The organism is Stenotrophomonas sp. S4, assembly GCF_054187805.2.
The window spans coordinates 4,129,912-4,152,344 of record NZ_CM196188.1 but is presented as its reverse complement, the minus strand read 5'-3'; the positions used below and the strand labels follow the sequence as shown (position 1 = coordinate 4,152,344).

The 22,433-nt window shown below is 66.0% G+C and carries 22 protein-coding genes; 15 read left to right on the top strand and 7 right to left on the bottom strand.

What is annotated here, in order from left to right:
- The first annotated feature begins 52 nt into the window (after positions 1–52).
- Positions 53–964 (top strand): hydroxymethylbilane synthase, encoded by a 912-nt coding sequence (gene hemC, locus ACUZUJ_RS19300; RefSeq protein ID WP_049445905.1) that lies wholly within the window; start codon positions 53–55, stop codon positions 962–964.
- 117 nt (positions 965–1,081) lie between these two features.
- Here the strand turns inward: hemC and ACUZUJ_RS19295 are convergent, their stop codons facing one another.
- Positions 1,082–1,858 (bottom strand): DUF481 domain-containing protein, encoded by a 777-nt coding sequence (locus ACUZUJ_RS19295; protein ID WP_049445907.1) that lies wholly within the window; start codon positions 1,856–1,858, stop codon positions 1,082–1,084.
- 106 nt (positions 1,859–1,964) lie between these two features.
- Entirely contained in the window at positions 1,965–2,567 is a 603-nt protein-coding gene (locus ACUZUJ_RS19290; protein ID WP_458220699.1) for a LolA family protein, read from the bottom strand.
- 81 nt (positions 2,568–2,648) lie between these two features.
- Here ACUZUJ_RS19290 and ACUZUJ_RS19285 point away from each other — a divergent pair, with 81 nt between their 5' ends.
- Together ACUZUJ_RS19285 and ACUZUJ_RS19280 are read left to right on the top strand one after the other, a co-directional pair.
- The gene (locus ACUZUJ_RS19285; RefSeq protein WP_014038578.1) at positions 2,649–3,620 is read left to right on the top strand and encodes a helix-turn-helix transcriptional regulator; all 972 of its coding nucleotides are present in this window, start codon (positions 2,649–2,651) and stop codon (positions 3,618–3,620) included.
- 26 nt (positions 3,621–3,646) lie between these two features.
- Entirely contained in the window at positions 3,647–4,441 is a 795-nt protein-coding gene (locus tag ACUZUJ_RS19280) for a MetQ/NlpA family ABC transporter substrate-binding protein (protein ID WP_014038577.1), read from the top strand.
- Positions 4,442–4,538: 97 nt separating this feature from the next.
- Here the strand turns inward: ACUZUJ_RS19280 and glpK are convergent, their stop codons facing one another.
- From glpK to ACUZUJ_RS19265, 3 genes are all read right to left on the bottom strand, one after another.
- The gene (gene glpK / locus ACUZUJ_RS19275; RefSeq protein ID WP_458220700.1) at positions 4,539–6,038 is read right to left on the bottom strand and encodes a glycerol kinase GlpK; all 1,500 of its coding nucleotides are present in this window, start codon (positions 6,036–6,038) and stop codon (positions 4,539–4,541) included.
- A gap of 105 nt (positions 6,039–6,143) precedes the next feature.
- Positions 6,144–7,649 (bottom strand): glycerol-3-phosphate dehydrogenase, encoded by a 1,506-nt coding sequence (gene glpD / locus ACUZUJ_RS19270; RefSeq protein WP_197588922.1) that lies wholly within the window; start codon positions 7,647–7,649, stop codon positions 6,144–6,146.
- 154 nt (positions 7,650–7,803) lie between these two features.
- Entirely contained in the window at positions 7,804–8,439 is a 636-nt protein-coding gene (locus ACUZUJ_RS19265; RefSeq protein ID WP_014038574.1) for an OmpW/AlkL family protein, read from the bottom strand.
- 186 nt (positions 8,440–8,625) lie between these two features.
- Between ACUZUJ_RS19265 and ACUZUJ_RS19260 the strand changes: the two genes are divergently transcribed.
- The 3 genes from ACUZUJ_RS19260 (at position 8,626) to lpdA (ending at position 12,928) form a co-directional block, all read left to right on the top strand.
- Entirely contained in the window at positions 8,626–9,141 is a 516-nt protein-coding gene (locus tag ACUZUJ_RS19260) for a DNA-deoxyinosine glycosylase (RefSeq protein ID WP_049445913.1), read from the top strand.
- Positions 9,142–9,308: 167 nt separating this feature from the next.
- Positions 9,309–11,012 carry a dihydrolipoyllysine-residue acetyltransferase gene (gene aceF / locus ACUZUJ_RS19255; RefSeq protein ID WP_101766121.1) on the top strand — a complete coding sequence of 568 codons (1,704 nt, stop codon included), beginning with the start codon at positions 9,309–9,311 and terminating at the stop codon, positions 11,010–11,012.
- A 107-nt stretch (positions 11,013–11,119) separates the two neighbouring features.
- Positions 11,120–12,928, top strand: coding sequence for a dihydrolipoyl dehydrogenase (gene lpdA / locus ACUZUJ_RS19250; RefSeq protein WP_049445918.1), 1,809 nt, complete (start codon positions 11,120–11,122; stop codon positions 12,926–12,928).
- Positions 12,929–13,368: 440 nt separating this feature from the next.
- On the opposite strand, the gene ACUZUJ_RS19245 is transcribed toward lpdA, so the two are convergent.
- On the bottom strand, positions 13,369–14,187 hold the full coding sequence (locus ACUZUJ_RS19245; protein ID WP_049445989.1) for a hypothetical protein: 819 nt from the start codon (positions 14,185–14,187) through the stop codon (positions 13,369–13,371).
- A gap of 458 nt (positions 14,188–14,645) precedes the next feature.
- Here ACUZUJ_RS19245 and ACUZUJ_RS19240 point away from each other — a divergent pair, with 458 nt between their 5' ends.
- The 9 genes from ACUZUJ_RS19240 (at position 14,646) to ACUZUJ_RS19200 (ending at position 21,863) form a co-directional block, all read left to right on the top strand.
- The gene (locus tag ACUZUJ_RS19240; RefSeq protein ID WP_014648497.1) at positions 14,646–15,011 is read left to right on the top strand and encodes a hypothetical protein; all 366 of its coding nucleotides are present in this window, start codon (positions 14,646–14,648) and stop codon (positions 15,009–15,011) included.
- Between the two features lie 31 nt (positions 15,012–15,042).
- Positions 15,043–15,843, top strand: coding sequence for a F0F1 ATP synthase subunit A (gene atpB, locus ACUZUJ_RS19235; RefSeq protein ID WP_014038569.1), 801 nt, complete (start codon positions 15,043–15,045; stop codon positions 15,841–15,843).
- A 73-nt stretch (positions 15,844–15,916) separates the two neighbouring features.
- Positions 15,917–16,222 (top strand): F0F1 ATP synthase subunit C, encoded by a 306-nt coding sequence (gene atpE, locus ACUZUJ_RS19230; protein ID WP_005411133.1) that lies wholly within the window; start codon positions 15,917–15,919, stop codon positions 16,220–16,222.
- A 106-nt stretch (positions 16,223–16,328) separates the two neighbouring features.
- Positions 16,329–16,799 carry a F0F1 ATP synthase subunit B gene (locus tag ACUZUJ_RS19225; RefSeq protein ID WP_005419512.1) on the top strand — a complete coding sequence of 157 codons (471 nt, stop codon included), beginning with the start codon at positions 16,329–16,331 and terminating at the stop codon, positions 16,797–16,799.
- 2 nt (positions 16,800–16,801) lie between these two features.
- Positions 16,802–17,329 (top strand): F0F1 ATP synthase subunit delta, encoded by a 528-nt coding sequence (locus ACUZUJ_RS19220; RefSeq protein ID WP_005411131.1) that lies wholly within the window; start codon positions 16,802–16,804, stop codon positions 17,327–17,329.
- A 44-nt stretch (positions 17,330–17,373) separates the two neighbouring features.
- Positions 17,374–18,921 carry a F0F1 ATP synthase subunit alpha gene (atpA, locus tag ACUZUJ_RS19215; RefSeq protein WP_005411130.1) on the top strand — a complete coding sequence of 516 codons (1,548 nt, stop codon included), beginning with the start codon at positions 17,374–17,376 and terminating at the stop codon, positions 18,919–18,921.
- A 97-nt stretch (positions 18,922–19,018) separates the two neighbouring features.
- Complete coding sequence (atpG, locus tag ACUZUJ_RS19210; protein WP_006471334.1) at positions 19,019–19,882, top strand: F0F1 ATP synthase subunit gamma; 864 nt, start codon at positions 19,019–19,021, stop codon at positions 19,880–19,882.
- 38 nt (positions 19,883–19,920) lie between these two features.
- Positions 19,921–21,327 carry a F0F1 ATP synthase subunit beta gene (atpD, locus tag ACUZUJ_RS19205; RefSeq protein ID WP_010481327.1) on the top strand — a complete coding sequence of 469 codons (1,407 nt, stop codon included), beginning with the start codon at positions 19,921–19,923 and terminating at the stop codon, positions 21,325–21,327.
- A 113-nt stretch (positions 21,328–21,440) separates the two neighbouring features.
- On the top strand, positions 21,441–21,863 hold the full coding sequence (locus ACUZUJ_RS19200; protein WP_005419509.1) for a F0F1 ATP synthase subunit epsilon: 423 nt from the start codon (positions 21,441–21,443) through the stop codon (positions 21,861–21,863).
- Between the two features lie 124 nt (positions 21,864–21,987).
- On the opposite strand, the gene ACUZUJ_RS19195 is transcribed toward ACUZUJ_RS19200, so the two are convergent.
- Positions 21,988–22,371, bottom strand: a complete 384-nt coding sequence (locus ACUZUJ_RS19195; RefSeq protein ID WP_458220701.1) for a GtrA family protein — start codon at positions 22,369–22,371, stop codon at positions 21,988–21,990.
- Between the last annotated feature and the right edge of the window lie 62 nt (positions 22,372–22,433).

Here is a 22,433-nt window from a genome sequence, read left to right as displayed (position 1 = left end):
CGAGGGGCTCCGCCGTTGGCCGTATCCCGCCGATAGGCGCGATAATGACCGGATGGAAACCGTCCGCATCGCCACCCGCAAGAGCCCGCTCGCCCTCTGGCAGAGCGAACACGTCGCCAACCGCCTGCGCCAGGCCCATCCAAGCCTGCATGTGGAACTGGTGCCGATGAGCACCCGCGGTGACGAGGTGCTGGACCGCTCGCTGGCCGCCATCGGTGGCAAGGGCCTGTTCCTGAAGGAGCTGGAGCTGGCCATGCTGCGCGGTGAGGCCGACTGCGCCGTGCACTCGCTGAAGGATGTGCCGATGGAACTGGATGAACCCTTCGCGCTGCCGGCGATGCTGACCCGCCACGATCCGGCCGATGGTTTCGTCTCCAACCTGTACGCCTCGCTGGATGCGCTGCCGATCGGTGCGCGGGTCGGTACCTCGTCGCTGCGCCGCCAGGCCCAGCTGCGCGCGCTGCGCCCGGATCTGGAATTGCTGGACCTGCGCGGCAACGTCAACACCCGCCTGGCCAAGCTCGACAATGGTGGCTACGACGCCATCGTGCTGGCCGTGGCCGGCCTGGAGCGTCTGGGCCTGGGCGAGCGCATCGTCGCGCGCCTGCAACCGCCGCAGTGGCTGCCGGCACCGGCGCAGGGCGCGGTGGCGGTGGAGTGCGACGGTGGCAATACGCGCCTGATGGCGCTGTTCGCCACGCTTGATGACGCAGCTACGCGCGCCTGCGTGGAAGCCGAGCGGGCGATGAACCGTGCGCTGCACGGCAGCTGCCACGTGCCGGTGGCGGCGATCGCGCAGTGGCAGGGCGACGACCTGCACCTGCAGGGCCTGGTCGGCAGTGCCAGCGATGGTCGTGCGGTGCGCGCCGAGGCGGTGGGCCCGGCCCGGGATCCGGAGGCGCTGGGCCAGCGCGTGGCGAAGATGCTGCTGGACGCCGGTGCCGGCGAACTGCTGAACGTCTGATCCATCGCAGGTAGTGCCGGCCATCGGCCGGCAACCTCGTGCCCCAGTTGAATGCAGTTGCCGGCCAGCGGCCGGCACTACCGGAAGCAGAACGGGCGCCCTCGGCGCCCGTTCTGCTTATTTGAACTTGTAGACCACGTTCATCGTGGTCAGCGTATCGGTCTTGCGCTTGTCCACAGCAACGTCACTGTTGTAACGCGCCTGCCAGCCGGCCTTCAGTGCCAGGTGCTCGTTCATGCTCACCGAGACACCGAAGTCGTTCTGGCCGAAGGTGTTGTACGAACCGGATTCGACCAGCAGCGTGTTGACCAGGTCGGTGTTGTCGGTCAGCGAGTACTTCATGTCGAACAGGCCACGGCCGATCAGGCCGGTGCGGGTGCGGTCGTCCTCGGTGCTGTGGGTACGGCGCACACCGGGGCCGATCTGCGCGTCGAACGAGAAGCGCTCGGTGTTCCACAGGCGGGTGCCGTAACCCAGACCGAACGAGCTCTGGCGGTCGTAGGTGGCGAAGTCGTCGCGCTCGGTACGCACCGTGGCGGTCAGCTGGCGGTGTTCGCCCAGCTGCAGCGCGCTGCCGGCACTGCCGGTGTAGCGGTTGGCGGTGGTGTTGTTGCGGCGGGTGGTGGTGCCGTCGTCGTTGGTTTCGGTCACCTTGGAGCTGGAACGCAGGCCGAACAGGTCCATGCTGTGCACCCAGTCGCCGTCGGTGTAGCGCAGGCGCAGGCGGCCGTTGAAGCTCTCGGTGCTGCTGTTGCCGCGTGCCGAGGCAAAGCCGAGCTCGCCACCGCTGCCGCTCCACGGCGAGGACATCGCCGCCAGCTCGGAGGCATCCTGTGCGTATGCGAGCGGCGCACACAGCAGCAGGGGGATCAGCAGGGACACGCGCAGGGACATCGAGGCTTCTCCGAAACGGTTAACAGCCGGTGATGATACTGGAAGCGTGATGGCGGTCCGAATCGATCCAATGCGCGCTTCAGCGAACGTTGCCGCGATCGCCTATTCAGGGCAGATCGACACGCAGTGCGGGGTCGTTGAAGCGCGAATAGCGCAGGCGCAGCTGGAAGCTGCGGCCATTGCTGCTGCCGCTGCGCACGATCTGGCGTGGCAGGCCCTGGGCATCCACCCAGTACTCCAGGCGTTCGCCGGGCTGGGCACCACGCAGCCGGTAGTGCCGGGTCTGGACCCCGTCCAGCGCCTGGCTGCCGAGGTCTTCGGCCTTCAGGTCGGCGGGCAGGGCATCGGCCGGCAGCGGGTTGCGCCACTGCTCGAGCAGGCCGGGCGGGGTCGGCACCTGGCGGATCGCGCCGTCGGCCTGCAGGAACATGGTGTCGCCGATGATGGTCTGCGGCCCCGCCGGCGTCTCCACCCGGAAACGATCGGGCGCGACGAAGTCCATGGCGCTGCGCACCGGCTGCGGTGCGCCCAGCACCTCCAGTTCGGCGTGGAAGCTGCGCAGGGCCGCGAAACGCTGGCTGGCGCCCAGCACCGCCTGCGCCGGATCGGCGACGGGTACCGGGGTCCCGGTGCTGGCCGGCGCCGGCGCGCGATCACAGGCGGCCAGCAGCAGGCAGGCCAGCAGGGACAGGGCAGGCAACCGGCGCATCGGGTATTCCATGGGGGTGGGGGCGACCACGATAGCCCAAACGTCCCACACAAGACCCGCGACTCGGACATAATCGGGGGTATGGACCGATACGAACGCATCACCGCCCTGCATCGTCTGCTCAAGTCCGCGCGCTATCCGGTGACGGTGGCGACCCTGCAGGACAAGCTCGGTTGTTCCCGCGCCACCGTCTACCGCGACCTGGCCTTCCTGCGCGATGCGCTGATGGCACCGATCGAGGGCGACGGCGAGGCGGGCTTCCGCTACCAGGCTGACGAGAGCGACCGTTTCGAGCTGCCCGGCCTGTGGCTCAGCTCGGAGGAGCTGCATGCCCTGCTGGCCTCGCAGCACCTGCTGGCGCGGACCGGCGGTGGTGTGCTGTCGTCGGTGCTGGCACCGCTGCAGCAACGCATCGAGAGCCTGCTGGCGGCCCAGGCCGGCGTGTCCAGCTGGCCGGTCGACCGCGTGCGGGTGATTCCGCACCGAGGCCGCAAGTTCGACGAAGGCAGCTTCCGCAGCGTCGCGTCGGCCGTGCTGGAGCGCCGCCAGCTGGCGTTCGAGTACCGCGCCCGTTCCACCGACGAGCCGACCAAGCGCACCGTCTCACCGCAGCGCCTGACCCACTATCGCGACAACTGGTACCTGGATGCCTGGGACCATGACCGCGACGCCCTGCGCAGTTTCGCGGTGGACCGCATCCACAAGGCGCGGGTGGTCGACAGCACCGCGCGCGATGTCGCCGACAGCGAGCTGGACGAGCAGCTCGGCGCCAGCTACGGCATCTTCTCTGGCGCGCCGAAGGGGTGGGCGACCATCCTGTTCAGCGCCAAGGCCGCGCGCTGGGTGGCCGACGAGCACTGGCATTCCAAGCAGCAGGGCCGCTTCCTGGCCGACGGCCGCTATGAGCTGAAGGTGCCGTACAGCGTCTCGCGCGAGCTGCTGATGGATGTGCTGCATTACGGCTCGGATGCCGAGATCGTCGAGCCGATGATGCTGCGCGAGCAGGCCAAGGCGTTGCTTGAGCTGGCCCTGAGCAACTACGAAAAATCCTGACATTCCCCCCGAGAATCCAATCCCCCATGAAGAAGACCCTGTTGCTGCCCCTGCTCGCCGCTGCGCTGGCCCTGACCGCCTGCGGCAAGTCCGGCGAGCCCTCGCAGAAGCTGGTGGTGGCCGCCACGGCCGTGCCGCATGCCGAGATCCTCGAGGTGGTCAAGCCGATCCTCAAGCAGGAAGGCGTGGACCTGGACGTGCGCGTGTTCAATGACTACGTGCAGCCCAACGACCAGCTGGTGCAGAAGCAGGTGGATGCCAACTACTTCCAGACCGAGCCGTACCTGGATGCCTACAACCGTGACCGCAAGACCGACCTGGTGAAGGTGATCGGCGTGCACATCGAGCCGTTCGGTGCGTACTCGCGCAAGGTCAAGTCGCTGGCCGAGCTGCGCGAAGGCGCCGACGTGGTGATCCCGAACGACCCCAGCAACAACAGCCGCGCGCTGATCCTGCTGCACAAGGCCGGCGTGATCGAGCTGAAGGACCCGACCAACGCACTGTCGACCCAGCGCGACATCATCGCCAACCCGAAGAACCTGAAGTTCCGCGAGCTGGACTCGGCGATGCTGCCGCGCGTGCTGGACCAGGTCGATCTGGCCCTGATCAATACCAACTACGCGCTGGATGCCGGCCTCAACCCGACCAAGGATGCGCTGGCGATCGAGAGCAAGGACTCGCCGTACGTGAACTTCCTGGTCGCGCGCCCGGACAACAAGGACGATGCCCGCGTGCAGAAGCTGGCCAAGGCCCTGACCAGCCCACAGGTGAAGGCCTTCATCGAGACCAAGTACAAGGGCGCGGTGCTGCCGGCGTTCTGACTGCATCTGGCCATGTGGTAGAGCCGGCCGCTGGCCGGCAATCTCCAGGCGCTCCCCCAGACATCATGGGGTTGCCGGCCAGCGGCCGGCACTACCCTCAATCGACGTGGAAGGCGAGGGTGGCGGCCACCGCCTGCTGCCATCCCGCATACAGCTTCTCGCGCCGGGCCACCTCCATCTGTGGCTCGAAACGCCGGTCCAGGCCCCACTGCGCGGCGATCTGTTCGCGGCTGGTCCAGAACCCCAGCGCCAGACCGGCCAGGTAGGCCGCACCCAGCGCGGTGGTCTCGGTCAGTCGCGGCCGCAGCAGCGGCACACCGAGGATGTCGGCCTGGAAACCGGCCAGGAAGTCATTGCCGATCGCACCGCCATCGGCGCGCAGCTCGGTCAGCGCGATACCGGCATCGGACTGCATCGCATCAAGCACGTCCCGGGTCTGGTAGGCCATCGCTTCCAGCGCGGCGCGCACGAAGTGCGCCTTGCGGGTGCCGCGGGTCAACCCGAACATCGCACCGCGTACGTCACTGCGCCAATAGGGCGCGCCGAGGCCGACGAACGCCGGTACCAGGTAAGCGCCGCCACTGTCGGGCACCTGCGCAGCCAGTGCCTGGCTGTCACTTGCACGTTCGATCATGCGCAGCCCATCGCGCAGCCATTGCACCACCGAGCCGGCGATGAAGATCGAGCCTTCCAATGCGTACTCCACGCGCCCGTCCAGGCCCCAGGCAATGGTGGTCAGCAGGCCGTTGCGCGACCGCACCGCCTGCGGACCGGTGTGCATCAGCATGAAGCAACCGGTGCCATAGGTGTTCTTAACCATGCCCGGCTGGAAGCAGGCCTGGCCGAACAGCGCCGCCTGCTGGTCACCGGCGATGCCGGCGATCGGGATCGGGTGGTCGAAGAAGAACTGAGGCCGGGTATGCGCGTATACCGCGCTGGAGTCGCGTACCTGCGGCAGCATCGCGCGTGGGATGTCGAGCAGGGCCAGCAGCTCGTCATCCCAGTCCAGCGTGTGGATGTTGAACAGCAGCGTGCGCGCCGCGTTGCTGTAGTCGGTCACATGCGCCTGGCCACCGCTCAGGTTCCACACCAGCCAGCTGTCGATGGTGCCGAACAGCAGCTCGCCACGTTCGGCGCGCTGCTGCGCACCTTCCACATGGTCGAGGATCCAGCGCACCTTGGTGGCGGAGAAATAGGCATCGATCAGCAGGCCGGTCCGCTCGCGGATCAGCGCTTCATGCCCCTCGGATTTGAGCCGCTCGCAGATGGCGTGGCTCTGCCGCGATTGCCAGACGATGGCATTGTGGATCGGCTGGCCGGTGGCACGGTCCCAGACCACGGTGGTTTCGCGCTGGTTGGTGATGCCCAGCGCGGCGATATGACGCGGATCGATCTGCCCGCGGCTGAGCAGTTCGGTCAACGTGGCATAGACGCTGGTAAGGATCTCGCGCGGGTCATGCTCGACCCAGCCAGGGTGCGGGAAGATCTGCGCGAACTCGCGCTGCGCGCTGCCGACGATGTCGCCGGCACGGTCGAACAGGATCGCGCGGGAACTGGTGGTGCCCTGGTCGATGGCCAGCACGTAGCGGGGCGTCATGCAGCGTCTCCGGTAGCGATGGGGAAATCCTAATGCATCGGTCGCGTCGCTCGCGGCCGCCCAGGTAGCTGCCAACCTTGGTTGGCACACGTTGAAACACTGGGGTCAGAGCCCATTCCGTGGGAAAGGGATCCGACCCCGCATCCACGCCTGCAGCCGTGCCACCTGAGCAGCATCCAGCCGCAACCCCAGCTTGCTCCGGCGCCACAGGATATCGTCGCTGTCGCACGCCCACTCGCGTTCGCGCAGGAAGTCCACTTCGCGCGCATGCAGGCCGCCGCCAAAGTCCTCGCCCAGATCGTGCAGGCCCTGTACACCCTGCAGCAGTTCCGCGCTGCGACTGCCATAGGCCCCGGCCCAGCGTCGCGCGATACCGGCGGGCAACCAGGGTGCCAGCGCCAGCAGGTGCGAGCCTGCCTGTGCGGCGTCGCCCCAGTCGCTGCCCGGCAGCGGGTCTCCGCGCGCCGTCCAGGCCGGTCCCATCTGTGGCAGGGCAGGGCGCAGCAGGTCCAGTGCCTCCTCGGCCAGCACCCGGTAGGTGGTCAGCTTGCCGCCCAGTACGTGCAGCGCTGGTGCCGGGTCCACCTGCACCTGAAGGCGGTAGTCGCGGCTCAGCTTCGCTGCGCGTGGATCCGGGTCAGCCAGCAATGGACGGACACCGGCGAACGCCCAGACCACCTCCTCCGGGGCGATGGGGTCACGCAGGTAGCGATTGGCCGCTTCGCACAGGTAGGTCACCTCGGAGGGCAGCACGCTGCAGCGCGCCGGGTCACCGCGATAGTCGGTATCGGTGGTGCCCACCAGCAGGTGGTCGTGGGCGAAGGGCAGCAGGAATACCACGCGTCCGTCGGGCTGCTGCAGCAGGCAGGCGCTGTCATCGGGCCAGGGCCGGCGCAGCACGATGTGGCTGCCCTGCACCAGGCGCAGCGCGGGGCCGCCGCTGCGCGCCTGCATCCGTTCCAGCAGGCCCCCGGCCCACGGGCCCGCCGCGTTGACCACGGCGCGTGCATTCACGGGGTGCGGCTGGCCATCGGCGGATTCCACAACGGCCCGCCACCGGCCCTGCACGGGGTGCAGGTCGGTGCAGCGGCTGCGCACCCGCACCTGTGCGCCCCGCTGCGCGGCATCCAGGGCGTTGAGCAGTACCAGTCGCGCGTCATCGACCTGCGCATCGGCGTAGCTGAAGGCCTGCCGCAGCGTTGGGGAGAGCCACTGACCGAGCGGATCGCGTTGCAGTTCCAGTGCGCGTGACGCGGGGAAGGCGGGGCCGCGCCGGCCCAGATGGTCGTACAGCCACAGCCCCACGCGCAGCATCCAGCGCGGGCGCAGGTGCGGTTCCCACGGCAGCACGAAGCGCAGCGGATGGACCAGATGGGGCGCCTGCCGGCGGACCACCTCACGTTCGCCCAGCGCCTTGCGCACCAGGCCGAACTCGCCCTGTTCCAGGTAGCGCAGGCCGCCGTGGATCAGTTTGCTGCTGGCACTGGAGGTGTGCGCGGCCAGGTCGTGCTGTTCGCACAGCAGCACGCGCAGGCCGCGGCCGCTGGCGTCACGGGCGATGCCGGCGCCATTGATGCCGCCACCGATCACCAGCAGGTCGACGTCGTCCACCGTGTCTCCGCGTCCCGTGTCTGTAGAGTCGAGCATGGCTCGACCCTACAAAGGGCAATCGAGCAAGCTCGACTCTACAGAACGCAGGTGACGGAAACGACGACGGGCCCCGAAGGGCCCGTCGCGTTGCATCAGTGAAGCGGTGCTGCCTGGATCAGAAGCGGGCGCCGATGCCGAAGCCGACGGTCCACGGATCCATCTTGGCTTCGCCGATCTTCTCGCCGCCAACCTTGATGTCCGGGCGGGCGCGCATGTAGCGGGCGTCAGCACGGGCGAACCAGGTGGAGTTGATGTTCATGTCGACGCCGACGGTGCCGATCACGCCCTTGGCATCCTTGAAGCGGATGTCGGTGTCAGCGCCGTTGCCCAGCTTCTCGTTGCTGAAGCTCGACTGGTAGTAGCCGACGCCCACGAACGGGCGGAACACGTTGTCAGCCTGGCCGAAGTGGTACTGGCCGCTCAGCGCGACCGGCTGCTGCTCGACCGAACCCAGGCGGGCGTTGTTCGGGCCCTTGAACTTGTTGTCGAACTTGTCGGCAGCGCCCCACAGCTCAACGGCCCAGTTGTCGTTGATGTAGTAGCTGAAGCTGACGGTCGGCGCCGGGCCACCGTCGGTCTTCTTCACGCCGGTGATCGGGTCGTTCTTCGGCTGCAGCAGCGAGATGCCGCCAACAACGGCAAAATGCTTGCCCGAAGCGGTATCGGTGGTGCTGCTGTCCTGGGCGAAAGCGGCCGGCGCGAAGGCGGCGGAGGTCAGCAGGGCGAGACTCAGGATACGGATGGAGCGCATGGGGGTATCTCCTAATGTTTCTTGTTTTGGGCCCCCGGTTGCGGGGCGAGCACACCGTAGTCGCCCCAACATGAATCGAATCCGACGCACGTTAAAAAATAGTTTTCCTTGTTCAGCGACGGGTGCGGAATGCCTGTATTCATGGGGTTTTTGGCCGTCGCTGACATTCATGCAGTTGGAGAAGATGTGAGCACAGCAACGTTGTGCATTGGCCTGCAAGCGCAGGTGAACGTGGCATGCCGGGTACTGCTGCTGGGCTCGATGCCAGGCGTGGCATCCCTGCAGGAGCAGCGCTACTACGCGCATCCGCGCAACCGCTTCTGGCCGCTGATGGCCGATATCTGCGGTTTCGACGCGGGTCTGCCCTATGCGCAACGGCTGCAGGCGTTGAACGCCGCGGGCATCGGCCTGTGGGATGTGATCGGGCGCTGCGAGCGACGCGGCAGCCTGGATGCCGACATCGTGCGTGGCACGGAAGTGGCCAATGCACTGCCGGAACTGATCGCCACGCTGCCTGAGCTGACGCTGATCGGCTGCAATGGCGCTGCGTCACTGCAGGCATTCCAGCGCTGGGTGCTGCCGCGGCTGGAGGCCCCACCGAAGGTGGTCGCGTTGCCGTCGACCAGCCCGGCCAATGCGGCGTGGTCGTTGCCGCGCCTGCGCCAGGCGTGGCAGCCGGTGGCCGACGCGCGGGCGACATGAAGCGGACATCGTCCGGACAATACGCTACCGACTGGTCGCAGCCGCGACCCATGGGCAACAGCCTGTCCCGGCTGCGTGCGTACTGAAAACACCTGTAACGGTTGGCGCTGGACCCCGCTGGCCGCACAATAGACGTTTCCCTACACCAGATTGCCGGAGTTATCCCCATGGCCGAAATCAAGGAAGCACTTGTCCCCGATATCGGTGACTACAGCGATATCCCGGTAATCGAGGTGCTTGTCGCCGTCGGCGACACGGTCAAGAAGGACCAGGGCCTGGTGACGCTGGAAAGCGACAAGGCGACCATGGAAGTGCCGTCCTCGGTGGCCGGCGTGGTCAAGGAACTCAAGGTCAAGGTGGGCGACAGCCTGTCCGAAGGCAAGGTCGTGGCACTGATCGAAGTGGCCGAAGGCGAAGCCGAAGCTGCCAAGCCGGCCGCTGCCGCACCGGCACCGGCCAAGGCCGCTGCACCGGCTGCCGCCACCCAGAGCGCGCCGGCCCCGGCCGCAGCTGCACCGGCCGCCCCGGCTGCCAGCGGTGGCGCGGTTGAAGCGCTGGTGCCGGACATCGGCGACTACGCCGGCATTCCGGTCATCGAAGTGCTGGTCGCCGTGGGCGACACGGTCAAGAAGGACCAGGGCCTGGTCACGCTGGAAAGCGACAAGGCCACCATGGAAGTGCCGTCCTCGGTGGCCGGCGTGGTCAAGGAGATCAAGGTCAAGGTCGGCGACAACCTGTCGCAGGGCAACGTGGTTGCCATCATCGAAGCCGAGGGCGCTGCCGCGCCGGCACCGGCCAAGGCCGCTGCGCCCGCTCCGGCGGTTGCAACGCAGGCCCCGCAGGCCGCTGCTCCGGTTGCCGCCGCCGCTCCGGTTGCTGCCGCGCCGTCGGCCGGTACGCCGAGCAGCCCGCCGGTGCAGTTCAACGCCGATGGCGTGCTGCCGGCCAAGGTGCCGTACGCCACCCCGGCGGTGCGCGTGTTCGCCCGCGAGCTGGGCGTGGACCTGCTGCAGATCAACGGCACCGAGAAGGGGGGCCGCATCACCAAGGGTGACGTGCAGAAGTTCGTCAAGGCCGCGCTCAGCGGTGGCGTGCCGGCAGCTGCCGGTGGCGCCGTCGCCGCCGGTGGTGGCCTGAACCTGCTGCCGTGGCCGAAGGTCGACTTCAGCAAGTTCGGCGAGACCGAAGTCCAGCCGCTGTCGCGCATCAAGAAGATCTCGGGTGCGAACCTGGCCCGCAACTGGGCCATGATCCCGCACGTCACCCAGTTCGAGCAGGCCGACATCACCGACCTGGAAGGCCTGCGCGTGGCGCTGAACAAGGAGAACGAGAAGGCCGGCATCAAGCTGACCATGCTTGCCTTCCTGATCAAGGCCAGCGCCGCGGCGCTGAAGAAGTTCCCGGAATTCAACGCCTCGCTCGATGCCAGCGGTGAAAACCTGACCCTGAAGAAGTACTTCCACATCGGCTTTGCCGCCGACACGCCGAACGGTCTGGTCGTGCCGGTCATCCGCGACGTGGACAAGAAGGGCGTGGTGCAGATCGCGCAGGAAACCGGCGAACTGGCCAAGAAGGCACGCGACGGCAAGCTGGGCCCGGCCGACATGAGCGGCGGCTGCTTCTCGATCAGCTCGCTGGGCGGCATCGGCGGCACCGCGTTCACCCCGATCGTCAACGCACCGGAAGTGGCCATCCTCGGCGTCTCCAAGTCGTCCATCCAGCCGGTCTGGAACGGCAAGGAATTCGCACCGAAGCTGATGCTGCCGCTGTCGCTGAGCTACGACCACCGCGTCATCGACGGCGCCCTGGCCGCACGCTTCACCACGTACCTGTCGCAGGTACTGGCCGACATGCGCCGCGTGCTGCTGTAAGGCACCGCTTCGCCCCCACCGTGCGGCCGCAGCCCCTGGCGCGGCCGCGTGAACAGATGCAGTGACAGCCCACCGGCACCGCCGGGCGGGCACGAGGAAAACCCACCATGGCCACGATTGAAGTCAAGGTTCCCGACATCGGCGATTACAGCGATGTGCCGGTGATCGAAGTGTTGGTCGCCGTCGGCGATACGGTGAAGAAGGATCAGGGTCTGGTGACCCTGGAGTCGGACAAGGCCACCCTGGAAGTGCCGTCCTCGGCCGCCGGTGTGGTCAAGGAAATCAAGGTCAAGCTGGGCGACACCCTGTCCGAAGGCGCCGTGGTCGTGGTGCTGGACGCCGAAGGCGCCGCCGAAGCCCCGGCCAAGAGCGCCGCGCCGGCTCCCGCTGCGGCCGCCCCGGCCAGCAAGCCGCCGGTGACCCCGTCGCACCGCGCCCCGGCCGAACCGGCGGCGCCGAAGCCGGCGCTGTCCAGCGGCAAGCCGGCCGACATCGAATGCGAAATGGTCGTGCTGGGCTCCGGCCCGGGCGGCTACACCGCCGCCTTCCGCGCCGCCGACGTCGGCCTGGATACGGTGCTGGTCGAGCGCTACGCCAGCCTCGGCGGCGTCTGTCTCAATGTTGGCTGCATTCCGTCCAAGGCGCTGCTGCACGCCGCCGCGGTCATCGACGAAGTGGCCCATGCCGGTGATTTCGGCGTGGAGTTCGGCAAGCCGACCATCACCCTGGACAAGCTGCGCCAGTACAAGGAAAAGGTCGTCAACCAGCTGACCAAGGGCCTGGCCGGCATGGCCAAGCAGCGCAAGGTCCGCAGCGTGCAGGGCGTCGGCAAGTTCGTTTCGGCCAACGAGCTGGAAATCACCGCGACTGACGGCAGCACCCAGCTGCTGCGCTTCCAGAAGTGCATCATCGCCGCCGGTTCGCAGGCGGTGAAGCTGCCGAACTTCCCGTGGGACGACAAGCGCGTGATGGATTCCACCGACGCGCTGGAGCTGGCCGAAGTGCCGGGCTCGCTGCTGGTCGTCGGCGGCGGCATCATCGGCCTGGAAATGGCCACCGTTTACGGTGCGCTGGGCAGCAAGGTCACCGTGGTCGAGTTCATGGACCAGCTGATGCCGGGCGCCGACAAGGACCTGGTCAAGCCGCTGGCCGACCGCCTGAAGAAGCAGGGCATCGACGTGCACCTGAAGACCAAGGCCTCGGGCGTCACCGCCGATGCCAAGGGCATCACCGTGACCTTCGAAGCCGCCGAGGAAGGCCAGGCGCCTGCGCTGGCGCAGGGCACCTTCGACCGCGTGCTGGTGGCCGTGGGCCGCTCGCCGAACGGCAAGAAGATTGATGCAGAAAAGGCCGGCGTGCAGGTCACCGAGCGTGGCTTCATCCCGGTCGATCGCCAGATGCGCACCAACGTGCCGCACATCTTTGCCATCGGCGACATCGTCGGCAACCCGATGCTGGCGCACAAGGCCACGCACGAAGGCAAGCTGGCTGCTGAAGTGGCCGCTGGCCACAAGAAGGAATGGGTTGCCCGTGTGATTCCGTCGGTGGCCTACACCAACCCGGAAATCGCCTGGGTCGGTGTGACCGAGACCGAAGCCAAGGCCAAGGGCCTGAAGGTCGGCGTGGCCAAGTTCCCGTGGGCCGCCAGTGGACGCGCGATCGGCATCGGCCGCACCGAGGGCTTCACCAAGCTGATCTTCGACGAAGAGACCCACCGCATCATCGGTGGTGCGATCGTCGGCGTGCATGCCGGTGACCTGCTGGCCGAGATCGGCCTGGCGATCGAGATGGGTGCGGAAGCCGAGGACATCGGCCACACCATCCACGCCCACCCGACGCTGAGCGAATCGGTGGCGATGGCCTCGGAAATCTACGACGGCACGATCACCGATCTGTACATGCCGAAGAAGAAGTAAGGCGCCCGCGCCGTTCCGAACGAAAAGCCCTGGCCTCTGCCGGGGCTTTTTTTCTTCGATCAGTGCTGCAGCAAAGGGTGGGGCCGCTGCGCGGGTGGCAGGCATTTCGACAAATGTCCCCCGTCGCCCGCCTGCGGCGGTCGCCTCCTCCTTTACTTTGTCCAAACGCCTGCCACCCGCGCAGCGGCTCGGCTTGCGGACAGTCGAGAGCCAGTACCAAAGCCGCCCGGATGCCTGACACGCGGGGTGAGAGGGGCTTGTGTGCGAAGTAAAGGAGGAGGCGTCGGCCGCAGGCCGGCGCCGGGGGACATTCGCACGCAAGCCCCTCTCTCCCCGCGCTCGACCAACCTGCTTCTCTGCTCGACGATGCAACAAAAAACGCGGCCCCGATGTTCCGGAGGCCGCGCCAGGAGAGAGGATGCCGTGGAAGGGGCGGGGGATCAGAACACGAAGCTGATACCGGCCACCGGGCCCTTGAATTCCTGCTTCAGGCCGACAGTGCCGTCGCTGCCCTTCTTGTCCACGTCCAGCTTGAACCAGTCGTAGCCGGCGAACACACCGAAGTTCTTGGTGAAGCGGTAATCGACGATGGCATTGGCGCGGCTCAGGTCGCCCTTGTAGTCATCGAAGCTGCCCCAACGCGTGTTCAGGTACTGGCCCTGCAGCGTGATCATCCAGCGCTCGCCCGGGGTGAAGGTCATGCGCGCACCCACCACCGGCGCGATGCCGTCAGCCTTCTCGTTGAGGAACTGGCCTTCGTAGACGGTGCCCAGGTCGGCGTAGCCCTTGGTGCTGACCTTGGCGTACTCGCCACCGATCTGCAGGCCGAGGTCGAAGGTGTCGGTATCGACGACCGAGTAATCGTAGACCAGGCTGGCCACCTGGTACTTCAGTTCACCCTTCACGAAGCTGCCGGCCGGCACGTTCTCACCGCCGAAGGAAATGCCCTGGTCGAGGGTCTCGCGGCGGTCCTTGTCGTACTTGAAGTAGTTGAACAGCAGGCGCTGGCGATTGCTGATGCGGAACATGCCATCGATGCGCGGCTCCCATTCCTTGCCCCCCAGCTTGAAGTCCTGGTTCAGGGAGACATCCTGGCCAGCCACATTGGTCTTGCCGCGGATCGTGTTGTCCGAATCGATGTTCATCGCACCCAGGCGGATGGCGAAGCGGTCATCGCCTTCGGCGGCATGGGCGGCAGTGGCGAACGAAGCACCGGCGGCGAGCAGGGAGAGGGCGAGCAGGGTGGGTACGGAGCGCATCGAAGAGTCCTTGCAGTGGTTCATCAGAATGAAAACCACTGTGCCGGACAGGCACGTCCACCATCCGTGAACGTATGGTCCACGAGGTGTGCACGGTTCAGCGCTGTCGCGACGATGCAAAAAGATGGCCCCGGAGCCGGGCTTCGGGGCCATCGTGGGACCTGCGGGGCGGAGCGTCGACGAGGTTGCTGCAGGCAGGTCGCAAGATCGGACCGGCGCATCCGGCGAAAGTTCCGCGCCTGCGACCAAAGTTCAATACTGCGGTGCAGCATCACGCGGACGTCATTGTCCCCTGGGTGGCACGCAAAAATGTAACCGTTACCGCAACTTGCGGCTTCCCGGGATGAACAGGCAGCGGTTGTCTCGCAAATTGTCCCATTGCTATAATTTGGCGGCTCGATGAGGCCCCCCTGCTGTAGCCGCCTCAGCCCTCCACTTGCAACCACGCGGGACGTCCTGTGCTGAACTCCGTTGATGCGGGTCGGCGACTGATGCTGCGCGCCGCGGTCTACCCGCTGGCCGCGGTCGCTGTCCTGGCCCTGGCCTTCCTGCTGGTGGGTCCGAAATATGCCCTCGGCGCGCTGGCGTCCGGTGTGGCCATTTCGGCCGGTGGCTGGGTTGCGGCACGGATGGCACTGGGTGGTGGTGCGGTGGCCGCAGGATCGGCGATGGCTCGCCTGATCATTGCGATCGTAGCCAAGTGGGTCGTGGTTTTCGGCGTCCTGCTGGTGGGGTTCCTGGTCTTCAAGCTGCCTGCATTGGCGCTGTTGGCCGGTATCGCCGTCGGCTTGATGTTCCAGGTCCTGGCCATGGCCAGGCGTTGACAGAATTCAATTAACTGAAGGTTCCGGACACATGGCGGGCGAGGCTCTAACCCCTACCAGCTACATCCAGCATCACCTGCACAACCTGACCGCACCGGTCGGCAAGGGTGAGGGTATGTTCTGGCATATCCACGTCGATACCTTCCTCACCGCCGTCCTGATGGGCCTGGTGATCGTTGTCGCGTTCTGGCTGGGGACCCGCAAGGCCACTGCTGGCGTGCCGGGCAAGTGGCAGGCCTTCGTCGAGATCTGCCTGGAGTTCGTCGACCGCCAGGCCAAGGACACCTACCACGGCAAGAGCAAGCTGGTCACGCCGATCGCCATCACGATCTTCTTCTGGATCCTGTTGATGAATCTGCTGAAGATGATCCCGGCTGATTTCATCGCCAAGCCGCTGGAATGGGTGGGCGTTCACTACTGGAAGCCGGTCCCGACCGCTGACGTCAACGCCACCCTCGGCATGGCCATCAGCGTGTTCTTCCTGATGCTGTTCTTCGCGCTCAAGTCCAAGGGCCTGGTCGGCTTCGTCAAGGAATTCCTGACGGCCCCGTTCGGCAAGTGGATGATGCCGTTCAACCTGATCCTCAACATCGTCGAGTGGCTGAGCAAGCCGATCTCGCTGGCGATGCGACTGTTCGGCAACATGTTCGGCGGCGAAATCGTGTTCCTGCTGATCTGGGTGCTGGGTGGTGCCGGTTTCTTCGGTGCCATCGCAGGTGGTGTGTTCGGCCTTGGCTGGATGCTGTTCCACCTGCTGGTGATCCCGCTGCAGGCCTTCATCTTCATGATGCTGTCGATCGTGTACCTGAGCCTGTCGGAAGACGCTCACTGAGTTTCAAGCTTCAACGCGTTTCAACCTTCATCCGTTTCATCACCCTTAGCAACTTAAGTTCCTGGAGATAACCATGTACTTCGCCGTCCTGACCAACTTCGCGCAGATTCAGAGCTCCACCGCCCTTGCCGTCGGCATCATGATCGGCCTGGCCGCGCTGGGCGCCGGTCTGGGTCTGGCCATCATGGCTGGTAAGTTCCTGGAGTCGGCCGCCCGCCAGCCGGAACTGATCCCGGTCCTGCAGGTCCGCATGTTCATCACCGCCGGCCTGATCGACGCCGCGTTCATCATCTCGGTCGCCGTTGGCCTGCTGCTGGCCTTCGCCAACCCGCTGTCGGCTGCCTTTGCTGGCGCCGTCACCAAGGCTCTGGCCGGCTGATACAGCGGTTTGAGACGACCGGGTGCTGATGCACCCGGTTTCGGATGAAGGCCGGATGCGCCGCTACGGCGGCGCGTCCACCCTGAAACCAGCGATCGAGCTAACCATGAATATCAATTTCACCCTTCTTGCGCAGGCGCTGGCCTTCGCTGGTCTGATCTGGATCATCGCGACCAAGATCTGGCCGCCGCTGATGAACGCGATCGAAGAGCGCCAGCAGAAGATTGCTGAAGGCCTCGCTGCTGCTGACCGCAGCCAGAAAGATCTGGCCCAGGCGCAGGAGAAGGTCAACGAAGCGCTGAAGGAAGCCCGCACCAAGGCTAACGAGATCATCGATCAGGCCCACGCGCGTGCCAACCAGATCGTTGATGCTGCCCGTAACGAAGCGATCACCGAAGCCACCCGTCAGAAGGAACTGGCCCAGGCTGAAATCGACGCCGCCGCCAACCGTGCCCGTGAAGATCTGCGCAAGCAGGTGTCCGCGCTGGCCGTGACCGGTGCCGAAAAGCTGCTCAAGCGCGAAATCGACGCCAACGCCCACAAGGCGCTGCTCGACGAGCTGGCCTCGGAGATCTAAGGATGAGCCAGGCCCTCACGCTTGCCCGCCCGTACGCCCGCGCCGCGTTCGCGACCGCGCGCGACGAAGGCGCGTTCGCGCCGTGGTCGGACGCCCTGGCGTTCTCCGCCCACGTCGCCGCCGACCCGCGCGTGGCGGCCCTGCTGGCCAACCCGGAGCTGGGTCGTGACGACGCCGTCGCCCTGCTGGCGCCGGTGTCCCACGGCGAGACCTACTCGCGCTTCCTGGCCATCCTGGCCGAATCGCATCGTCTGCCGCTGCTGCCGGAAATCTCCGGCATGTTCGACGCCCTGCGCGCCGAAGCCGAGCACGTGGTCAAGGCCACGGTGACCTCGGCGGCCGAACTGTCGGCCGGCGAGCTGGACGCGATCAAGGTCGCGCTGCGCAAGCGCTTCAACCGCGAGGTCGACGTGACCACCGCGGTGGATGCCTCGCTGATCGGCGGCGCCGTGATCGACGCCGGCGACGTGGTCATCGATGGTTCGCTGAAGGGCAAGCTGGCCCGTCTGCAGACCGCGCTCGCTAACTGAATTCATTTAACGTCCGGCCCCGCTGCCGGCACTAGGACTTGACGATGGCAACCACGCTCAACCCCTCCGAAATCAGCGAACTGATCAAGAACCGCATCGAGAAGGTCAAGCTGGCCGCGGAATCGCGCAACGAAGGCACCGTGACCAGCGTGTCCGACGGCATCGTGCGCATCTTCGGTCTGGCCGACGTGATGCAGGGCGAAATGATCGAACTGCCGAACAACACCTTCGCACTGGCCCTGAACCTGGAGCGCGACTCGGTCGGCGCCGTGGTCCTGGGTGACTACGAGCACCTGCGCGAAGGCGACGTCGCCAAGACCACCGGCCGCATCCTGGAAGTGCCGGTCGGTCCGGAACTGCTGGGCCGCGTCGTGAACGCGCTGGGCGAGCCGATCGACGGCAAGGGCCCGCTGGGCACCGACCTGACCGCTCCGGTGGAGCGCGTTGCTCCGGGCGTGATCTGGCGCAAGTCGGTCGACCAGCCGGTGCAGACCGGTTACAAGTCGGTCGACTCGATGATCCCGATCGGCCGTGGCCAGCGCGAGCTGATCATCGGTGACCGCCAGACCGGCAAGACCGCCATGGCGATCGATGCGGTGATCAACCAGAAGGGCACCGGCATCAAGTGCGTGTACGTTGCGATCGGCCAGAAGGCTTCGACCATCGCCAACATCGTGCGCAAGCTGGAAGAGAACGGCGCGCTGGCCCACACCATCGTGGTGGCCGCGACCGCTTCCGAATCGGCTGCCATGCAGTACATCAGCGCCTACTCGGGCTGCACCATGGGTGAGTACTTCATGGACCGCGGCGAAGACGCGCTGATCGTGTACGACGATCTGTCCAAGCAGGCCGTCGCCTACCGCCAGATCTCGCTGCTGCTGAAGCGCCCGCCGGGCCGTGAAGCCTACCCGGGTGACGTGTTCTACCTGCACTCCCGCCTGCTCGAGCGCGCTGCCCGCGTGTCCGAGGAATACGTCGAGAAGTTCACCGAAGGCAAGGTCACCGGCAAGACCGGTTCGCTGACCGCGCTGCCGATCATCGAAACCCAGGCTGGCGACGTGTCCGCCTTCGTTCCGACCAACGTGATCTCGATCACCGACGGCCAGATCTTCCTGGAAACCGACCTGTTCAACGCCGGCATCCGCCCGGCCGTGAACGCCGGTATCTCGGTGTCGCGCGTCGGTGGCTCGGCCCAGACCAAGATCATCAAGAAGCTGTCGGGCGGCATCCGTATCTCGCTGGCCCAGTACCGTGAGCTGGCTGCGTTCGCGCAGTTCGCCTCGGACCTGGACGAAGCGACCCGCAAGCAGCTGGAGCGTGGCCAGCGCGTCACCGAGCTGATGAAGCAGAAGCAGTACGCGCCGATGTCGATCGCCAACCAGGCGCTGTCGATCTACGCCGTCAACGAGGGTTACCTCGACGACGTGCCGGTCAACAAGCTGCTGGCGTTCGAAGAAGGCCTGCACGCCCACTTCGCCAACACCCAGGGCGAACTGGTCAGCAAGGTCAACGCCACCGGCGGTTGGGACAACGACATCGAAGGTGCCTTCAAGAAGGGCATCGCCGAGTTCAAGACCACCGGCAGCTGGTAATCGCGGTCCTGTAGAGCGGAGCCACTGGCTCCGCTGGACCAGATGACAAACGGTTGAACAACGCGGGGCATCAGCCCCGCGCCACGGGAAACAAGAGATGGCAAGCGGACGCGAAATCAAAACCAAGATCAAGAGCGTGCAGAACACCCGCAAGGTGACGCGCGCCCTGGAAATGGTCTCGGCCTCCAAGATCCGCAAGGCGCAGGATCGGATGAAGACCTCGCGTCCGTACGCGCAGGCGATGAAGCAGGTGATCGGCCACCTGGCCCAGGCCAGTACCGATTACCAGCATCCGTTCCTGGTCGAGCGCGAGCAGGTCAAGCGGGTCGGTTTCATCGTGATCTCCTCTGATCGCGGCCTGGCCGGCGGCCTGAACAACAACCTGTTCCGCAAGATGCTGGGCGAAGCCAAGGCATGGCAGGACAAGGGTGCCGAAGTGGACCTGGTGACCATCGGCCAGAAGGCATCGACCTTCTTCCGCCGCGTGAAGGTCAACATGGTCGGCAGCGTGACCCACATCGGCGACGTGCCGAAGCTGGAATCGCTGATCGGTGTGATCAAGGTCATGCTCGACGCCTTCACCGAAGGCAAGGTCGACCGCGTGTACCTGGTCTACAACCGCTTCGTGAACACCATGACGCAGAAGGCCAGCTTCGATCAGCTGCTGCCGCTGCCGCCGGCTGAGAAGCAGGTCGCTCACCACGACTGGGACTACCTGTACGAACCCGATGCCGCGACCGTGCTCGAGCACGTGATGACGCGTTACATCGAGTCGCTGGTGTACCAGGCACTGCTGGAAAACGTCGCCTCCGAGCATGCGGCACGCATGGTTGCGATGAAGGCGGCGAGCGACAACGCCAACAAGCTGATCGGCACCCTGCAGCTCGTCTACAACAAGGCGCGCCAGGCAGCGATCACCCAGGAAATCTCCGAAATCGTCGGCGGCGCGGCAGCAGTCTGACCGCGTTCGTTCAAAGCACACATTTAGAGGATGCAGCAATGAGTCAGGGCAAGATCGTTCAGATCATCGGCGCGGTCGTCGACGTCGAATTCCCGCGTGAGTCGGTGCCGAAGGTGTACGACGCACTGAAGGTCGACAACACCGAAATCACCCTCGAAGTCCAGCAGCAGCTGGGCGACGGCGTGGTGCGTACCATCGCCCTCGGTTCCACCGACGGCCTGAAGCGCAACCTGGTTGCCACCAACACCAACCGCGGCATCTCCGTGCCGGTCGGTGCTGGCACCCTGGGCCGCATCATGGACGTGCTCGGCCGTCCGATCGACGAAGCCGGCCCGGTGGCGGCCAGCGACAGCTGGGAAATCCACCGTGCGGCCCCGTCGTACGAAGACCAGTCCCCGGCCACCGAGCTGCTGGAAACCGGCATCAAGGTCATCGACCTGATGTGCCCGTTCGCCAAGGGCGGCAAGGTCGGCCTGTTCGGCGGCGCCGGCGTCGGCAAGACCGTCAACATGATGGAACTGATCAACAACATCGCCAAGGCGCACAGCGGTCTGTCCGTGTTCGCCGGCGTGGGTGAGCGTACCCGTGAGGGCAACGACTTCTACCACGAAATGAAGGACTCCAACGTCCTGGACAAGGTGGCGATGGTGTACGGCCAGATGAACGAGCCGCCGGGCAACCGTCTGCGCGTCGCCCTGACCGGCCTGACCATGGCCGAGTACTTCCGCGACGAGAAGGACGAAAACGGCAAGGGTAAGGACGTCCTGCTGTTCGTCGACAACATCTACCGCTACACCCTGGCCGGTACCGAAGTGTCGGCACTGCTGGGCCGCATGCCGTCCGCCGTGGGTTACCAGCCGACCCTGGCCGAGGAAATGGGCGTTCTGCAGGAGCGCATCACCTCGACCAAGAACGGTTCGATCACCTCGATCCAGGCCGTCTACGTTCCCGCGGACGACCTGACCGACCCGTCGCCGGCGACCACCTTCGCCCACCTGGACTCGACCGTGACCCTGTCGCGTTCGATCGCCTCGCTGGGTATCTACCCGGCCGTCGATCCGCTGGACTCCACCAGCCGCCAGATGGACCCGCTGGTCATCGGCCACGAGCACTACGACACCGCCCAGCGCGTCCAGCAGACCCTGCAGAAGTACAAGGAACTGAAGGACATCATCGCGATCCTGGGCATGGACGAGCTGTCCGAAGAGGACAAGCAGGCCGTGTCGCGCGCCCGTAAGATCGAGCGCTTCTTCAGCCAGCCGTTCCACGTGGCCGAAGTGTTCACCGGTTCGCCGGGCAAGTACGTGCCGCTGAAGGACACCATCCGTGGCTTCAAGGCCATCGTCGATGGCGAGTACGACCACCTGCCGGAGCAGGCGTTCTACATGGTCGGCGGCATCGAAGAAGCGGTCGAGAAGGCCAAGAAGATGGCCGAGAAGGCCTGATCCGGGACGGGCGGGAGCGATCCTGCCCGACCTGACGCCGGCGCCGGGCAACCGCCCGCGCCGGTGGACCCCCACGGTGGCATTGCGCCGCCGCGAACAGCGAAGAGATTTGCATGAGCACGATCCGTTGCGACATCGTCAGCGCCGAGCAGGAAATCTTCCGTGGCGAAGCGACCCTGGTCGTGGCCACCGGTGAGCTGGGCGAACTGGGCATCGCGCCCAAGCACGCGCCGCTGATCACCCGCCTGAAGCCGGGCAAGGTGGTGGTGACCACGCCGAACGGCGAGCAGCTGGATTTCGCCATTTCCGGCGGTATCCTGGAAGTGCAGCCGCAGGTAGTGACCGTGCTGGCCGACACCGCGATCCGCGCGCAGGACATCGACGAAGCCTCGGTCCGCAAGGCCAAGGAAGAAGCCGAGCGCATCCTGGCCAACCGCGGCGAAGCGATGGAAGTGGCCGAAGCCCAGCAGAAGCTGGCTGAAGCCGTCGTCCAGCTGCAGGCGCTGGAGCGCCTGCGCAAGAATCTCAAGCACTGAGGTTCGCGCTGCACCCACGAGAACGCCGGCCCTGTGCCGGCGTTTTTGTTTGGAGAGTGTGGCTGGGCCGATCGGGTAGCGTCGACCTTCAGCCGACGCTACCGGTCCCGATCCCGACGTCGTATCAGCGGTACACCACGTAGCGCATCAACAGGAACGACACGCACGCCAGCCCGCCTTCCACCAGCGGCTTGGCCAGCCACGTGTACTGCAGGTCCAGCGCCTGGTCGACCAGGCTGACCAGCAGCGTGCTAGCCGCCGTCAGCAGCAGCCACAGCCCGAAGAAGCGTGCAAAGCGCTTCCATCCAAGCTTGCGGGTGCCGGCCTCGGCAAAGGTGTAGCGGCCGTTGAGCCAGAAGCCCAGCAGCATGCCGGCCAGGCGACCGGCGATGTTGGCTGGCGCCACCGGCATGCCCAGCGCGGTGGTGACCACGAACACCAGCCAATCGACCAGCAGCTGCACGAGCCCGATCGCGAGATAGGCGCTTCCCTGGCGGACGAGGCTCATCGGCATGGTGAAGGAGGAGGGATGCCCATGTTAACGGCCCACGCTCTAGAATCATCGGCAAC

Coding starts and splice junctions, on each gene's coding strand:
- lpdA (WP_049445918.1), top strand. CDS start 11,120: ATGGCCACGATTGAAGTCAAGGTTCCCGACATCGGCGATTACAGCGAT.
- aceF (WP_101766121.1), top strand. CDS start 9,309: ATGGCCGAAATCAAGGAAGCACTTGTCCCCGATATCGGTGACTACAGC.
- atpB (WP_014038569.1), top strand. CDS start 15,043: ATGGCGGGCGAGGCTCTAACCCCTACCAGCTACATCCAGCATCACCTG.
- ACUZUJ_RS19265 (WP_014038574.1), bottom strand. CDS start 8,439: ATGCGCTCCATCCGTATCCTGAGTCTCGCCCTGCTGACCTCCGCCGCC.
- ACUZUJ_RS19195 (WP_458220701.1), bottom strand. CDS start 22,371: ATGAGCCTCGTCCGCCAGGGAAGCGCCTATCTCGCGATCGGGCTCGTG.
- ACUZUJ_RS19285 (WP_014038578.1), top strand. CDS start 2,649: ATGGACCGATACGAACGCATCACCGCCCTGCATCGTCTGCTCAAGTCC.
- ACUZUJ_RS19280 (WP_014038577.1), top strand. CDS start 3,647: ATGAAGAAGACCCTGTTGCTGCCCCTGCTCGCCGCTGCGCTGGCCCTG.
- atpE (WP_005411133.1), top strand. CDS start 15,917: ATGTACTTCGCCGTCCTGACCAACTTCGCGCAGATTCAGAGCTCCACC.
- ACUZUJ_RS19245 (WP_049445989.1), bottom strand. CDS start 14,187: ATGCGCTCCGTACCCACCCTGCTCGCCCTCTCCCTGCTCGCCGCCGGT.
- ACUZUJ_RS19290 (WP_458220699.1), bottom strand. CDS start 2,567: ATGCGCCGGTTGCCTGCCCTGTCCCTGCTGGCCTGCCTGCTGCTGGCC.
- atpG (WP_006471334.1), top strand. CDS start 19,019: ATGGCAAGCGGACGCGAAATCAAAACCAAGATCAAGAGCGTGCAGAAC.
- glpK (WP_458220700.1), bottom strand. CDS start 6,038: ATGACGCCCCGCTACGTGCTGGCCATCGACCAGGGCACCACCAGTTCC.
- ACUZUJ_RS19295 (WP_049445907.1), bottom strand. CDS start 1,858: ATGTCCCTGCGCGTGTCCCTGCTGATCCCCCTGCTGCTGTGTGCGCCG.
- atpA (WP_005411130.1), top strand. CDS start 17,374: ATGGCAACCACGCTCAACCCCTCCGAAATCAGCGAACTGATCAAGAAC.
- hemC (WP_049445905.1), top strand. CDS start 53: ATGGAAACCGTCCGCATCGCCACCCGCAAGAGCCCGCTCGCCCTCTGG.
- ACUZUJ_RS19200 (WP_005419509.1), top strand. CDS start 21,441: ATGAGCACGATCCGTTGCGACATCGTCAGCGCCGAGCAGGAAATCTTC.
- ACUZUJ_RS19225 (WP_005419512.1), top strand. CDS start 16,329: ATGAATATCAATTTCACCCTTCTTGCGCAGGCGCTGGCCTTCGCTGGT.
- ACUZUJ_RS19220 (WP_005411131.1), top strand. CDS start 16,802: ATGAGCCAGGCCCTCACGCTTGCCCGCCCGTACGCCCGCGCCGCGTTC.
- atpD (WP_010481327.1), top strand. CDS start 19,921: ATGAGTCAGGGCAAGATCGTTCAGATCATCGGCGCGGTCGTCGACGTC.